The 14820-nt window shown below is 64.4% G+C and carries 11 protein-coding genes; 7 read left to right on the forward strand and 4 right to left on the reverse strand.

What is annotated here, in order from left to right:
• Positions 1-53 precede the first annotated feature (53 nt).
• Positions 54-1313: an MFS transporter gene (locus tag SMA01S_RS00165; RefSeq protein ID WP_066815446.1), complete on the forward strand. Its 1260-nt coding sequence runs from the start codon at positions 54-56 to the stop codon at positions 1311-1313.
• A gap of 20 nt (positions 1314-1333) precedes the next feature.
• Entirely contained in the window at positions 1334-2731 is a 1398-nt protein-coding gene (locus tag SMA01S_RS00170; protein WP_066815452.1) for a glycoside hydrolase family 140 protein, read from the forward strand.
• Between the two features lie 143 nt (positions 2732-2874).
• Here the strand turns inward: SMA01S_RS00170 and SMA01S_RS00175 are convergent, their stop codons facing one another.
• The 4 genes from SMA01S_RS00175 to SMA01S_RS00190 all read right to left on the reverse strand — a co-directional run bounded on the left by SMA01S_RS00175 (position 2875) and on the right by SMA01S_RS00190 (position 9313).
• The gene (locus tag SMA01S_RS00175; protein WP_066815455.1) at positions 2875-5931 is read right to left on the reverse strand and encodes a TonB-dependent receptor domain-containing protein; all 3057 of its coding nucleotides are present in this window, start codon (positions 5929-5931) and stop codon (positions 2875-2877) included.
• 66 nt (positions 5932-5997) lie between these two features.
• Positions 5998-7485 carry an FGGY family carbohydrate kinase gene (locus SMA01S_RS00180; protein WP_066815457.1) on the reverse strand — a complete coding sequence of 496 codons (1488 nt, stop codon included), beginning with the start codon at positions 7483-7485 and terminating at the stop codon, positions 5998-6000.
• A complete protein-coding gene (locus tag SMA01S_RS00185) occupies positions 7485-8441 on the reverse strand; it encodes a transketolase family protein (RefSeq protein ID WP_066815459.1) in 957 nt (318 codons plus the stop codon). Before SMA01S_RS00185 ends, SMA01S_RS00180 begins: the two co-directional genes overlap by 1 nt.
• Positions 8438-9313, reverse strand: coding sequence for a transketolase (locus SMA01S_RS00190; protein WP_084249942.1), 876 nt, complete (start codon positions 9311-9313; stop codon positions 8438-8440). Before SMA01S_RS00190 ends, SMA01S_RS00185 begins: the two co-directional genes overlap by 4 nt.
• Positions 9314-9475: 162 nt before the next feature.
• Between SMA01S_RS00190 and SMA01S_RS00195 the strand changes: the two genes are divergently transcribed.
• The 5 genes from SMA01S_RS00195 to SMA01S_RS00215 are packed head-to-tail and all read left to right on the forward strand — an operon-like array spanning position 9476 to position 14818.
• A complete protein-coding gene (locus SMA01S_RS00195) occupies positions 9476-10327 on the forward strand; it encodes a DeoR/GlpR family DNA-binding transcription regulator (RefSeq protein WP_174543057.1) in 852 nt (283 codons plus the stop codon).
• Between the two features lie 55 nt (positions 10328-10382).
• Positions 10383-11363 (forward strand): sugar phosphate isomerase/epimerase family protein, encoded by a 981-nt coding sequence (locus SMA01S_RS00200; RefSeq protein WP_066815464.1) that lies wholly within the window; start codon positions 10383-10385, stop codon positions 11361-11363.
• Positions 11364-11401: 38 nt separating this feature from the next.
• Positions 11402-12541 carry an FMN-dependent L-lactate dehydrogenase LldD gene (lldD, locus tag SMA01S_RS00205; RefSeq protein WP_066815466.1) on the forward strand — a complete coding sequence of 380 codons (1140 nt, stop codon included), beginning with the start codon at positions 11402-11404 and terminating at the stop codon, positions 12539-12541.
• An 11-nt stretch (positions 12542-12552) separates the two neighbouring features.
• Positions 12553-13317: an L-rhamnose 1-dehydrogenase Lra1 gene (gene lra1, locus SMA01S_RS00210; RefSeq protein ID WP_066815467.1), complete on the forward strand. Its 765-nt coding sequence runs from the start codon at positions 12553-12555 to the stop codon at positions 13315-13317.
• 7 nt (positions 13318-13324) lie between these two features.
• Positions 13325-14818 (forward strand): FAD-linked oxidase C-terminal domain-containing protein, encoded by a 1494-nt coding sequence (locus SMA01S_RS00215; protein ID WP_066815469.1) that lies wholly within the window; start codon positions 13325-13327, stop codon positions 14816-14818.
• The last annotated feature ends 2 nt before the right edge of the window (positions 14819-14820 follow it).

The raw sequence follows: 14820 nt of genomic DNA on the forward strand, positions 1-14820 counted from the left end.
ATGCTACACTCAGAAAATAATATTATCATACGCTTTAGACGGAGAGCATGCCAATGACCACGGGGGGCTCCGCGACAGGAGGCTGGCGGGACACGATCCTGGCGGGTCTGGCCAATTATATCGACGCCGGATCGATCGTTGCGGGCTCGGTGGCGCTGGCATTGTGGCAGGAAGCGTACGGGCTCAGCAACACGACGCTCGGCGTCCTCGGGGCATTCGGGCCCAACGCGATATCGGCCGGAATCGGCGCGCTGATCGGCGGGCGGCTGTGCGACCTGCTGGGCCGCAAGAAGATCTACCAATACGATATGCTGTTCTACGCGTTCGGCATGCTGTGGCTGGTGTTCGCGATCAACGCCTGGATGGTCGTGCTGGGATTCTTCCTGGTCGGCCTGGCGGTGGGTGCCGATATCCCGGCGTCCTGGTCGCTGATTGCCGAACAGGCGCCCGACGATTCGCGAGGCAAGCATAGCGGCGTCGCACAGGTGCTATGGTATCTCGGTCCGACAGTCGTGCTGCTGATGTTCCTCGTGCTCTCCCCGCTTGGGCTATTGGGCGCACGGATCGTGTTCGCGCATCTCGCGATCCTGGCGATCGCCCTGACCTTCCTGCGCGCGCGGATGCACGAATCGAAGCGGTGGCTCGACGCGCAAACCCAGCCAGCCAAGGACCAGCGCCGTGCCAAGCTCAGCGATTTGCTGACCTGGCCGAACCTGCGTTCGATGGGTTTCCTGATCGGCATGTACGGCATGTGGAACCTTTGGGCGGGGACCAACGGCTTCTTCTTTCCGTTCATCCTGCGCACGGTCGGCAATCAGAGCCAGTTTACCGCGGTGGCGGTACAGACGCTGAGCTTCTTCATCGGCATGATGTCGATCTACCTGATCTTCATGCAATTCTCCGACCGGGTGAACCAGCGGATGCTGTTTGGCATATCGGCGGTGATCCAGGTGGTCGGCATGTCGTTGCTGGCGATTTTCCCGCTCACGCTACCGATCGCGATCATCCACGTTTTCCTGATGGCGTTCGGTCAAGGTTTTGGCGCGCAAAGCTTTTTCCAGCTATGGAGCGCCGAAATGTTCCCGACGTTGCTGCGCTCGACCGCGCAGGGGGTCATGTTCGCGATCATCCGCGTGTCGCTCGGCATTTTCAGCTTCTTCGTACCGGCCCTGACCGCGACCGGCTTCACCACGCTCGCCTGGATCCTGGTGAGTTTCCTGGTGGTCAGCGGACTGATCGGATTCCTCGGCGCGCCGCGCAACGAGGGCAAGTCGCTCGAGGAAATCGAGGCAGGGATGAAAGCCGCGCGCTGACGCGCGCGAAGGAGGGGAGAATGAGCTGGGCCAAAGCGGCGATCGCGGCGCTGGCGCTGGCGACGGCGACCACCTTTCCGGCAACGGCGCAGGAGCGGACGCCGTTGCTCAAGGTGTCGGACAACGGCCGCTATCTCCAGGCCGGCGGAAAGCCTTTCTTCTGGCTGGGCGACACCGGCTGGCTGCTCCTCTCCAAGCTCAATCGCGAGCAGGTCGAGCAATATTTCGCGACGCGCGAACGCCAGGGCTTCACCGTCATTCAGGTCATGGTGCTCCACCGGCCGGAAATGGCGAACCCGCTGACCGGACCGGCCTTGGTCGATGGCGATGTCGCGCGGCCCCGGGTCACGCCCGGTAACGATCCTTCGAAGCCCGGTGAGTACGATTATTGGGACCATCTCGATTGGGTGGTCGACCGGGCTGCGGCGCATGGCCTGTACGTCGCGTTGGTGCCTGCCTGGGGCACGTTCGCGGAAATGCGCAAGCTGACGGTCGACAATGCGCCGATCTATGGCCGCTTCCTCGCCGAACGCTATAAGGACAAGCCCAATATCGTCTGGATCAACGGCGGCGATACCCATGCCGACATGGCGACGTTGACCTGGCGTGCGCTGGGCGAGACGATCAAGTCGATCGACCACACCCATTTGATGACTTTTCACCCGTTCGGGCGGACCGATTCCTCCTGGGTGTTTCATGACGCAGCCTGGCTCGATTTCGACATGTTTCAGTCGGGGCACCAGGACTATGCGCAGGACACCCAGCGCTGCGCCTATGGCGAGGACAATTGGCGCTATATCGAGGACGATTGGAAGCGCCGCCCAGCCAAGCCGACGATCGATGGCGAACCGAGTTACGAGAATATCCCGCATGGCCTCGATTTCGTGCAGTTTCCGATCTGGCAGGCAGCCGATGCGCGCCGTTACGCCTGGTGGTCCGTGCTGGCTGGCGCGTTCGGACACACCTATGGCGAGAACAGCGTGATGCAATTCTACACGCCGGGCGAGAAAGCCGCTTACTGGCCCAAGATTTCCTGGCAGGACGGGTTGCAGGCGCCAGGCGGCGGGCAGATGCGGTTCCTCAAGGACCTGATCCTGTCACGGCCCTATGTTGAGCGCGTGCCGGACCAGTCGCTGATCGTCGGCAACGGCACGCGCTATGATCGCGTCGCGGCGACGCGCGGCACCGGCTATGCGATCGCCTATAGCTATACGGGCAAGCCGTTCCGCGTGCAGATGGGCAGGATCAGCGGCAAGCGCGTGCGCGCTTCGTGGTACGATCCGCGTACCGGCCAGACACGGGCGATCGGTACTTTTCCCAATCACGGCAGGCGTCTGTTCACCCCACCCGGCACACCGGCGCCGGGCAACGACTGGGCGTTGCTGCTCGATGACGCGGCGGCGGTGGCTGTAAAATAGGGCTGCTATTCCCTGACACCGTACGCAACATTCGCGTTCGAATCCGACTGCGGCGCGCTTCCGGCTGAAGCCACCAAACAAAAAAGACGGAGGAAGCAGCCGAAACTGCTTCCCCCGCCCAGGGGAGGAAACGGGTTGCGAGGTTACATCTTGATCCGGAAACCGGCGTAGAAACGGCGGCCGATCGGATCGTAGATGGTCGAGGGATTGAAGTTGCCGACATTGCCGTAAAGCGGCGGCATCTTCACATCGAAGGCATTCTTCGCGCCGAGATAGAATTCCCAATTCTTCTTGACGTCGAAGCGGACCTGCACGTCGGTGTAGACCCTGGCGCCGAGCGTGAACAAGCTCTTGGGCGGCAATGATCCATCGGCCAGAACATAGGTGGTCTGGAAGTTTTCATAGTCCAGCATCTGCTTGCCGATATACTGGTTGGTGACCGTCACCCCGAACATGTCGTTCGACCAGTCGAGGGTCAGGACGGCCTTGTCCCGCGGGTTGCCGAACTCGCCCATCGTGTTGTCGTATTTGTCGCCCTGGAGCGGAACGACGCCATTCTTGAGCAGATGGGTCCAGCTGCCCTCGAACGTGGCCGTCCCGCCAAAGACCGCCTGACGATAGTTCAGCGTGAAGTCGAGGCCGCGCGTGAATGCGCCGCCGCTATTGACCAGCGTCGTGAAGATTTGCTGGACCGACCCGATGCTGAACGCGCCCGACGGCTGATCGCGCCGAGTGATGAACTGGCAGAAGTCCGAAATGCCCTGCACGTAACATTTATTGAGGATGGTCGTTGTCGACAGCCGGCTGATCGCACCCTGCAGCTGGATGTCGAAATAGTCGGCCGTGAAGGTCAGATTCCGCAAGGCATTGATCGAGCGCGGATTGATCACGACGCCGGCAGTGAAGGTCTTGCCGGTTTCCTGCTTGATGTTCGGGTTGCTGCCCGACACGCTGCCAACGCCACTCTGGTCCGACGGCGTCAGCGTGAACTTGCCGTTGGCGTTGATGTTCGCGACGACGGACGGGACGGCGAGGCAATTGGCGGCCGTCGCCCCGGTCGACGTCAGGGTAATGCCCTGACACGGATCGGTGATTGAGGTGATGCCCGACGACGCGGCCGAGAACAATTCGCCGATGTTCGGTGCGCGGACCGCATGCGCATAGACCGCACGGAAGCGGATATCCGAGGTCGGCGCCCATTCACCCCCGATGTTCCACGCCGAGAAGCTGCCGACGGTCGAATAGTCCGACAAGCGATACGCACCGCGCAAGGTCAGTGCCTTGAAGAACGGCAGGTCCGCCAGGATCGGCGCGACCACTTCGCCATAGGCTTCCTTGACGTTGAACGAACCCGACGTGTTCAGCAACTGAACGTACCCGTTCTTCGCCTGATTGCTCAGCGGGTCGAAGATGTCGCGGCTGGACTCGGTGCGATATTCGGCACCGACCGAGATCTGGAGCGGACCATAAGGCAGCTTGAACAAATTGCCGCCCAGGTTGAGCGATGCGACCTGCATCTCCTGCTTGGAGTCGCGGATGAGGTTGGTCTGCAGGTATTTCGCCGCGGCCGCCGAAATCTTCGACGAGCCATCGGGATTCAGACCATAAATGTCGACCGGGACGCATCCCGCCGCACGTGCATTGGCATCGACGCAGACGGCCTCGGTGAGGTTGCCGTTCTTATTGTAGTCGAAGATGTCCGGCATGACCTGGAGCGCGTTGGCGAGGTTGTAGAGGTTCGCCAGCCCGGTCATTTCCTGGTGCTGTTTGGTGTAGCTGTACTGGTAATAGCCATCGAGGCTCCAGCTGCCGCCAATGTCCCAGGATCCGCCGGCGGCGATCCGGAAATTGTCGCGCTCGGTCGGCGTCTTGCGTGATCCGAACGCGGTCGTCCGGATCAGCATGCTCAAGTCTTTCGACCCGATCGCATCATTGGTCGAGCGGTCGGTCGCGGCGTTGAAGACGGCGGTCGGCACCAACGGGTTATTGACGATCACCGTCGCCCCCGTGGTCGGATTGGTCACCGCATATTGGATCGGATAGAAACCGCCGGTCCCCGGGAACGCACCCAACGCGCTGTCGGTGCGCATTGGCGACGCTTCGCGCTCGCCGTTGGTGCGCACGTTCACATAGGTCGTCTCGAGGAAGACGTTGACCTTGTCGGTCACGTCGAAATTGGTGCGCTGGGCGAAGGTCAGTCGCTTCGACGGCGGCGCGATCTGGCCGTATTGCGCGGCGTTGAAGCCGTCGGTCGCCGCGTTGTAATTGTGGAACGAGCCGTCCGGGGCGATGATCTGGTTCGACTTGCCGCCGATCACGAAGGCGCCGCCCGGGCCGACGCTCGACGGAACATAGGCGCGCTTGAACAGATCCTGCGCCGCCTTGAGGTTGAGATCGGACTTGCCGGCGACGCGTTCGGTCGTGCCCAGGCTCAGCGCCGAAAGGCGGCTGAAATCACGATCGGCCGCGAAAACGGCGCTTGCCTGGTTCCAACCGACATAGGCCATCACGTTGCCGCGATCGCCGGCGAAATTGGTGCCGAAGGTGACATTGGCGTCGAGCTCGTGATTGTCGCCCTTCTGCGAGATGCCGTCCTGGACGTTGAGCTGAACGCCGGTGAACTTCTTCTTGTAGATGAAGTTCACCACGCCCGCGATCGCGTCCGATCCATAAACCGCCGAGGCACCGCCGGTCAGCACGTCGACGCGATCGACGAAGGACGGCGGAATCATCGACACGTCGACCTGCGCCGTGCCGGGTACGCCCGCCACGGTTCGCCGGCCGTCGATCAGCACGAGGGTGCGGTCGGGGCCGAGGTTGCGAAGGTTGATGGTCGCGAGGCCGGGGTCGGTATCGTTCCCGGTCGTGTTACGGCTCTTGCCCGGAATGCCGACCGCGGGATTGATCTGGAGGATATCCTGGACGTTGGTCGTGCCCTGCTTGCGCAGGTCTTCGCTGGTGATCACCTGAAGCGGCGACGGCGACGTCAGCGTCGGGCTCTTGATGCGGCTGCCGGTGACGACGATCTCGCCCTGTGGCGCATCCGTCGTATCCTGGGGAACGTCCGCGGTCGGTGCTGGCGCCGGAGTCTCCTGGGCGAATGCCGGGACCGCGATCATCGTCATCAGGCTCACACCGGCGAGCAGTGCGGCATGCGCAGCACGCCGTTCGAATCCTGGCTTCTTCAGATATACCTTCATTGTCCCACTCCCTATTTTCGACTTTTTCTTCGAAATCACACCAGCTTCCCGGATCTCCGCCCGGCGTTACGTCTCGCTCGATCCGGCCGCGCGCACCGCGCCGGCCACCGCCGCACGCCAGCGGGCAAGCAGGCCTTCGCGCTGCTCCGCCGACATTGTCGGATCGAAAAATTCCTTCTGTTGTTCGCCGCTTGCCGGCAGCTTCATGCCGATCCCGTCCGCCGCCAGCCGCGCCACGCCGAGCGCGCTCGCTTCCGGGATGGCGGGTCGGATTGTGCGCCGTCCGGTCAGATCGGCGAGCAATTGCATCAGCAGCGCGTTGCGCGCGGCACCGCCGTCGATCGACAATTCGGTAATCGCGGTGCCGAAATCGGCATCGAGCGCCGCCACGACGTCGCCGATCTGCAGCGCGATCGCTTCCAACGTCGCGCGCGCGATGTGCGCCGGCTGAGTAGCGAGCGAGAGCCCGGTGATCGTTCCGCGCGCAGCGCTGCACCAATGCGGCGCGCCGAGCCCGGCCAGCGCGGGCACGAAGACCACGTCGCCACTGTCCGCGACACTCTCGGCCAACGCCGTCAGTGCCGCTTCGTTGGGCAGCCCGAGCATGGTGGTGGCGAAGGCCGCGGCATGGCCGGAGACCAGGATATTGCCCTCGAGCGCATATTGGACGCGATCGCCGCGACTCCATGCGATGGTGCTCGACAGGCCATGCGCCGAGCGCAGCCGTTCCCCGGTCGCTGCCATCAGCGAACTGCCGGTGCCGATCGTCACCTTGACCCGCGGCGATCCGTCGGCACTGTGCTCGAACAAGGCTGCGTGGCTGTCACCCATCACCGCCAGGATCGGCGTGCCGTCGCGAAGCGCGGTCAGTCCCGGAGCGACGGTGCCGAACTCGCTGTCGGACGGCATCACTTTGGGCAACAGGCCGAGCGGCACGTCGAACAGGCGGGCGAGTTCGGCGTCCCAGTCGAGCGTGTCGATGTTGAAGAGTTGCGTGCGCGAAGCGTTGCTATGGTCGGTCGCGTGCACCGCGCCACCGGTCAGGTTCCACAACAGCCAGCTGTCGACCGTGCCGCAACGCAGGTCGCCGCGTTCAGCCCGCGCCCGCGCATCGGGAATCGTGTCGAGCAGCCAGGCGATCTTCGCTGCCGGAAACAAGGGATCGATCCCCAACCCGCTGCGCGCGACGATCTCCGCCTCATGCCCCGCCGTGCGCAAAGCGGCGCAGCGATCGGCCGAGCGGCGGCATTGCCAGATCACCGCGGGGCCGACGGGGCGGCCGGTCTCGGCGTCCCACAAAATGATCGTCTCGCGCTGGTTGGAGATCGCGACGGCGGCGATCGAGGCCGGATCGACCGCCGCCGCCAATTCGGCGATCAGAGCGGCAACGCCTTCCCAGATGTCCGACGCCGATTGTTCGGCCCAGCCCGGCTGCGGGTAATCGACGCGCATCGCCCGCGACCGCGACAGGCGCACCGAACCGTCGGACGCGACGAGCAGCGCCTTGGTGTTGGTCGTGCCCTGGTCGATCGCAAGGATGAGCCGGTCGTCCATCAGCTTTTCCCGGCGACCAATTCTTGCGCGGCGGCGGCGATGCCGGCGGCATTGAGCCCGGCATGGTCCATCAGCCAGGTCGCCGACCCGGTCGGCGCAAAACCCTGAAAGCCGAGCATCCGCATCGGCACCGGCCGATGCTGCGCACAATATTCGGCGATCGCGCCGCCCAGCCCACCGCGCGCCAGACCCTCTTCCGCGGTGACGATCGCGCCGGTCGCGGCCGCAGCGGCGAGCGCGTCGGTATCTAGCGGCGAGACGGTCGCCATGTTGACCACGCGCGCGGCGATGCCATGCCGCGCCAGTGCGGCCGCCGCATCGAGCGCGCGATGAACCAGCGTGCCGCTCGCGATGATCGCGACGTCGCCGCCCTCGCGCAGCGTTTCCGCCTTGCCGATCGCGAAGACCGCCCCGCTGGGCCGCTCGATCGCCGGGACCGGCATGCGGCTGATCCGAATGAAGATGGGGCCGTCATGCGCGGCGGCGGCCTTGATCGCCTCCGCCGTTTCCCATGGATCGGACGGCACGATCACGGTCAATTTGTCGATCGCGCGCAGCCAGGCGACATCCTCGATGCTGTGATGCGTCGCGCCGAGTTCGCCATAGGCGACGCCACTGGAAATTCCACAGAGCTTCACGTTCGCCTGGCTATAGGCGCAGTCGACCTTGATCTGCTCCATCGCGCGCGCGGTCAGGAAACAGGCCGCGCCACTGACGAACGGCACCTTGCCGCCGTTCGCCAGGCCGGCGCCGACCCCGACCATATTCTGCTCGGCGATGCCGACATTGACCAGCCGATCGGGAAAACGATCGCGAAACTTGCCGAGCTTGGACGACCCGACCGAATCGTTGCACACCGCGACGATGCGATCGTCGGCGGCAGCGAGCTCTTCGAGCGCGCGGACATAGGCGTCGCGGCAATCGAACATGCCGGGAAGATTGGCCGGGGCGTTCACTCGCTCTTCTCCGCTTCGAGCTCGGCGATCGCCTGGGCAAGCTGATCCGCATTGGGGACGCCATGGTGCCAGCCGGCCTGGTCGCGCATGTAGCTGACGCCGTTGCCCTTGAACGTGTTGGCGATCAGCACGCGCGGCTTGTCGCGCGGCTGCGCGGCATCGTCGAACGCCCTGAGCAGGGCGATCACGTCATGCCCATCGACCTCTACCACGTCCCAGCCGAATGCGCGCCACTTGTCGGCGAGCGGTTCGAGCGCGTTGGTCTCCTCCGTCCGCGCGCCCTGTTGCAGGCGGTTGCGGTCGACGATCACGGTGAGGTTGCCGAGCTTGCGATGGCCGGCGAACATCGCCGCTTCCCACATGCTGCCTTCCTGCAACTCGCCGTCGCCGGTCAGCACGAACACGCGATAGCCGGCGCCGTCGATCTGCCCCGCCACCGCGACGCCGACGCCGACCGGAAAACCGTGGCCGAGCGGCCCGGTATTGGTCTCCACCCCCGGCAGATAGACGCGATTGGGATGGCCGTTGAGCCGCGATTCGGGCTTGAGATAGGTGTCGAGTTCGGCCTCGGGAAAGAATCCCGCCCCCGCCAGCGCGGTATAGAGCGCACCGGTACAATGCCCCTTGGACAGGATGAAGCGGTCGCGATCGGGCGCGTTCGGATTGGCGCTGTCGATGCGCAGAATATCGAAATAGAGGGACGCGACGATGTCGCTGGCCGAAAGGTCGCCGCCGGGATGGCCCTGGCCGGCATCGACGATCATCCTGAGCAGCCGCTGACGCATCCAGTTGGCGCGCGCCCGGACGTGCGCGGCGCGCTCTTCCAGCGTATGAGCGTTCGCATCGGAAGACCGAAGCGCCTGATGGTCCATTGATTAACCTCTCCTGCGAAGGGTTATAAGTGTGATTATATCCGAACACAAGCCATTTGCTTACGTTTGCTTTCGTTTTTGCGGCCAAAAGACGAAGAGATTGACAAAAAGCGAAAACCCGACCTATCGAACTCGAAACTGGAAGCGAGCCAGCAGAAGACCATGGAGAGCCATGCCGATAAGGTCGCGTCGGGTGTCGAGCCCGGCGACAACAAGGAAGACCGGCCGGTGAGCGGGGGCTCGCGGTCGCGGCTGCTCGGCGAGGCGCGACGCGCTCGGATCCTCGACTGGCTGCAGGAGGAAGGCAGCGCGCGCGTGCGCACCCTGGCCGAAGCATTCGAGGTGTCCGAAGTGACGATGCGCCAGGATCTCGAGAAGCTCGAGACCGATGGCCATATCGTGCGCGAACATGGCGGCGCCTTCCTCAAGTCGGTGACGCAGCAGGTGCGCTCGATGGCGCTCCAGCATCTCGAGAATATGGACGCCAAGCGCCGGATCGGCCGCGCCGCCGCGGCGCTGGCGAACGACGGCGAGACGGTGATCCTGGACTCGGGCTCGACCACTACCGAGGTGGCCGCGCAGCTGATCGGCAAGCGCGACATGACCGTGATCACCAACGCGCTCAACATCGCGCTGATGCTGGGCGCCGAGCCGGGGTTCGAGGTCCATATGACCGGCGGCCATTTCAAGGCCCCTACCCTGTCGCTGTCGGGCGAGCGGTCGGCAGACTATTTTCGCGGGCTGTTCGTCCAGAAACTCTTCCTGGCAACCGCCGCCCTCGATCTCGAGGCAGGGCTGACCTATCCGGCGATGTCCGACATCGCCGTGAAACGCGCGATGATCGGCGCGGCGCAGACCGTCATCCTGGTCGCCGATTCGAGCAAGATCGGGCAGCGCTCGTTCACGTCTTTGGGCGGATTGGAACTGGTCCGCACGCTCGTAACCGACGAGGCGATCCGCGACGAGGACCGCGCGGCAATCGAAGGCATTGGCGTGGAGGTCATCGTCGCCTGAGCCTTTGGATACGCCGTATTCGTAAGTTTTCGAAACAATTAGGTGAGGATCGAACGTGAGCAAGCAACGGTACGGCGCCGGCATCTGGCATTTCGCGACCTATGTCGACCGCTACGCGACCGATGGCTACGGACCGCCACGCACGCTGATCGAAATGATCGATCTCGCCGGCCAGGTCGACGATCTGTCGGTGGTCGACATCAATTACCCCTTTCCCGGCGGCGAAACCTCGTTCGACAAAGTCGAGGAAGCGCTCAAGCGCAACAACCTCTCGGTGATCGGCATCACCCCGGAAATCTACACGCGCCAGTTCGCCAAGGGCGCCTTCACCAACCCCGATCCGGGCGTGCGCAAGCTGGCCAATGAGATGGTCAACGACGCCGCCAATGTCGTCCGCCGCTTCGGTGCCGATTACGTCAAGCTCTGGCCCGGCCAGGACGGCTGGGACTATCCGTTTCAGGTCGACCATAAGCAGCTGTGGCGGCACAGCATTGAGGGCATCGGAGAGCTTGCCTCGCAGAATCCCGACCTCAAGTTCGTGATCGAATACAAGCCGCGCGAGCCCCGCGTGCACATGAGCTATGACAGCGTCGCCCGCACCTTGCTCGGGATCGAGAAGATGGGCGTGCCCAATGTCGGCATCCTGCTCGATTTCGGCCATTCGCTTTACGGCGGCGAAAGCCCGGCCGACGCGGCGCAACTCGCGATCGACCATGGCCGGCTGTTCGGCATGGACGTGAACGACAATTTCCGCAGCTGGGACGACGATTTGATCGCCGGATCGGTCCACCCGATCGAGCTGTTCGAATTCTTCTACACGCTGCGCAAGAACAAGTGGGAAGGTGTGTGGCAGCTCGACCAATTCCCGTTCCGCGAGGATTGCGTCGCCGTCGCCAATACCGCGATCGACTTCCTCAAGATTGTCGAGCGCGCCCTCGACAAGCTCGATTTCGCGGCGATGCAGAAGGCACAGGACGAGCATGACGCGGTAACCGCGCTCAAACTTGCGCGCGAGGCGTTGTTCACCTCTTATTGAGGGGTGACGACGCCGCGCATCGCCGTTAGAGAAATAATATGATTATTTCTTCGGCCACAGATTTCCGGGAAGCGGCGCGGCGACGTTTGCCGCGCTTCCTGTTCGATTATGCCGATGGCGGCGCCTATGCCGAGGTGACGTTGCGCCGCAATGTCGAGGATCTGGCCGGCATCGCGCTGCGCCAGCGCGTGCTCAAGGACGTCGCGACGATCGACCTGAGCACCAGCCTGTTCGGCCGGCAGGTCGGCCTGCCGGTCGCGTTGGGGCCGGTCGGGATCAGCGGCATGTACGCACGGCGCGGCGAGATCCAGGCAGCGCGCGCCGCCCGGGCAGCGGGCATCCCGGCTTGCCTGTCGACCGTATCGATCTGCTCGATCGAGGAGGTAGCGCGGGTCGCCGATCCGTTCTGGTTCCAGCTCTATGTGATCCGCGACCGCGCCTTCATGAAGGACCTGATCGCGCGGGCAAAGGCGGCTGGCGCCAGCGCGATGGTCTTCACCGTCGACATGCCGGTCCCGGGTGCGCGCTATCGCGATGCACATTCGGGCATGTCGGGACCCAACGCGCCGCTGCGCCGCATGCTGCAAGCGATGGGCAAGCTGGCCTGGTCCTGGGACGTCGGTTTGCGCGGGCGACCGCACACGCTCGGCAATTTGCTGCCCGTGCTGGGCAAGGATAGCGGGCTCAACGATTATATGGGCTGGCTCGGCGCCAATTTCGATCCGTCGATCCAATGGCGCGACCTCGACTGGATCCGTGCCGAATGGGACGGTCCGCTGATCATCAAGGGCATCCTCGACCCCGAGGATGCGCGCGAAGCGGCGGCGATCGGCGCCAACGGCATCGTCGTCTCCAATCATGGCGGCCGCCAGCTCGACGGCGTGCTGTCGAGCGCGCGCGCTTTGCCTGCAATCGCCGACGCAGTCGGTGACTCGCTGACCGTTCTGGCCGACGGCGGCGTGCGCAACGGACTCGATGTCGTGCGGATGCTGGCGCTGGGCGCGAAGGGCGTGCTGCTCGGGCGGGCCTGGGTCTATGCGCTGGCGGCGCAAGGCGAGGCCGGCGTCGCCAAATTGCTGGAATTGATCGCCAGGGAAATGACGGTCGCGATGACCTTGACCGGGGTCAACCGGATCGACGCGATCGACCGCTCGATCCTGGCCGAGCCCATCAAGTAACGAGGAAACAGATGAAGCTTCTCGAGGGAAAGACGGTGCTGGTCACCGGCGGATCGACCGGCATCGGCCGCGCCGCAGCGATCGGTGCTGCGCAGCATGGCGCGGACGTCGCGATCAACTATGTGTCGAGCGACGACAAGGCGCATTCCTGCATCGCCGAGATCGAGGCGCTCGGGCAGCGCGGCATTGCGATCAAGGGCGACGTCGCGCTGCCCGAGACCGCAACCGATTTCGTCGCCCGCGCGGTCGCCGAATTCGGCCGCGTCGACGTGATGGTATCGAACGCCGGTATCTGTCCGTTCCACGCCTTTCTCGACATGCCGGTCGAGACGGTCGAGCGCACCTTCCGCGTCAATCTGCACGGCGCCTATTTCATGGTCCAGGCGGCCGCCAATCAGATGGTCAGGCAGGGCGATGGCGGCGCGATCGTCGCGGTGTCGTCGATCTCGGCATTGGTCGGCGGCGAGTTCCAGACGCACTATACCCCGACCAAGGCCGGCGTGCATTCGTTGATGCAATCCGCCGCGATCGCGCTCGGCAAGCATGGCATTCGCTGCAATTCGGTGCTGCCCGGCACGATCCTGACCGAGATCAACAAGGACGACCTCGCTGATGCGGAAAAGCGCAAGTACATGGAAGCGCGCACGCCGCTCGGCCGGCTCGGCATGCCCGAGGACCTGGCCGGGCCAATCGTCTTTTTGGCGTCCGACATGGCGGCTTATGTCACCGGCGCCGCGCTACTGGTCGATGGCGGCATGTACGTGAACCTGCAATAACGCTGCCGTGACCATCTGCATGCCCGCCCCCGACGAAGCGGTGCTCGCGCGCCGCGGGGAGATCGTTGCCGCGATGCGCGCGATCGTGGCGGGCGAAGGAGTGATCGACAAAGCCGACGAACTGCGCCCCTATGAATCCGATGCGCTGACGGCCTATCGCCAGCCGCCGATGGTGGTGGTGCTGCCCGAGACGACCGAGCAGGTCGCGGCGATCCTGCGCTGGTGTCACGCCAATCGTGTCAAGGTGGTGCCGCGCGGCGCGGGCACCTCGCTGTCGGGCGGCGCGCTGCCGCTGGCCGACGGCGTGCTGCTCGGCATGGCGCGGTTCAATCGCATCCTCGAGGTCGATTATGCCGACCGTTTGGTAGTGGTGCAGCCGGGTGTGACCAACCTGGCGATCACCCGCGCGGTCGAGGACGAGGGCTTCTATTACGCGCCCGATCCGTCGAGCCAGATCGCCTGCACGATCGGCGGCAATGTCGCGGAGAATTCGGGCGGGGTGCATTGCCTGAAATACGGCCTGACGACCAACAACGTGCTCGGCGTCGAATTCGTCACGATCGAAGGCGAAGTATTGCGGATCGGCGGACGCGGGCTGGAGCCGGCGGGCCTCGATCTGCTCGGCGTGATCGTCGGGTCCGAGGGGCTGCTCGGCGTGGTGACGGAAGTGACGGTCCGCATCCTGCCCCGGCCCGAAACGGCGCGCGCCTTGCTGATCGGCTTTCCCGAGGTAGAGGGCGCCGGACGCTGCGTCGCCGACGTGATCGCCGCGGGGATCATCCCCGCGGGCATGGAGATGATGGACAAGCCCGCGGTCCATGCCGCTGAGGCGTTCGTCCAGGTCGGCTATCCACTCGACGTCGAAGCGCTGCTGATCGTCGAGCTCGATGGTCCAGCCGCCGAATGCAACCATTTGCTCGAGGAGGTCGAGAAAATCGCGCGCGCCAACGGTGCGATATCGATCCGCATTTCGGCCGACGATGACGAGCGCGTCGCCTTCTGGGCGGGGCGCAAGGCCGCCTTCCCGGCTGCCGGACGGCTGGCGCCCGATTATCTCTGCATGGACGGCACGATCCCGCGCCGCCGCCTGCCCGATGTGCTGACGCGGATGTGCGCGCTGTCCGGGCAATATGGCCTGGGCGTGATCAACGTGTTCCATGCCGGCGACGGCAATCTGCACCCGTTGATCCTCTACGATGCCAACAAGCCCGGCGAGCTCGAGCAAGCCGAGGCATTCGGCGCCGATATCTTGCGATTGTGCGTCGAGGTCGGCGGCGTGCTGACCGGCGAGCATGGCGTCGGCGTCGAGAAGCGCGACCTGATGCCGGTGATGTTCTCGCCCGTCGATCTCGCACAGCAGCAGCGCGTCAAATGCGCGTTCGACCCCGAATTGCTGCTCAACCCCGGCAAGATGTTCCCCGAACTGCACCGTTGCGCCGAACTCGGTCGGATGCACGTGCATCGCGGCGCCCTGCCGTTCCCTGATTTGCCGCGCTTCTGACG

It is taken from the genome of Sphingomonas mali NBRC 15500 (assembly GCF_001598415.1).
In the GTDB taxonomy this organism is placed as follows: domain Bacteria; phylum Pseudomonadota; class Alphaproteobacteria; order Sphingomonadales; family Sphingomonadaceae; genus Sphingomonas; species Sphingomonas mali.

Excerpts from the sequence above, each read along its gene's own strand:
- SMA01S_RS00165 (WP_066815446.1), top strand. The coding sequence starts at position 54 with ATGACCACGGGGGGCTCCGCGACAGGAGGCTGGCGGGACACGATCCTG.
- SMA01S_RS00170 (WP_066815452.1), top strand. The coding sequence starts at position 1,334 with ATGAGCTGGGCCAAAGCGGCGATCGCGGCGCTGGCGCTGGCGACGGCG.
- SMA01S_RS00175 (WP_066815455.1), bottom strand. The coding sequence starts at position 5,931 with ATGAAGGTATATCTGAAGAAGCCAGGATTCGAACGGCGTGCTGCGCAT.
- SMA01S_RS00180 (WP_066815457.1), bottom strand. The coding sequence starts at position 7,485 with ATGGACGACCGGCTCATCCTTGCGATCGACCAGGGCACGACCAACACC.
- SMA01S_RS00190 (WP_084249942.1), bottom strand. The coding sequence starts at position 9,313 with ATGGACCATCAGGCGCTTCGGTCTTCCGATGCGAACGCTCATACGCTG.
- SMA01S_RS00195 (WP_174543057.1), top strand. The coding sequence starts at position 9,476 with ATGGAGAGCCATGCCGATAAGGTCGCGTCGGGTGTCGAGCCCGGCGAC.
- lldD (WP_066815466.1), top strand. The coding sequence starts at position 11,402 with ATGATTATTTCTTCGGCCACAGATTTCCGGGAAGCGGCGCGGCGACGT.
- lra1 (WP_066815467.1), top strand. The coding sequence starts at position 12,553 with ATGAAGCTTCTCGAGGGAAAGACGGTGCTGGTCACCGGCGGATCGACC.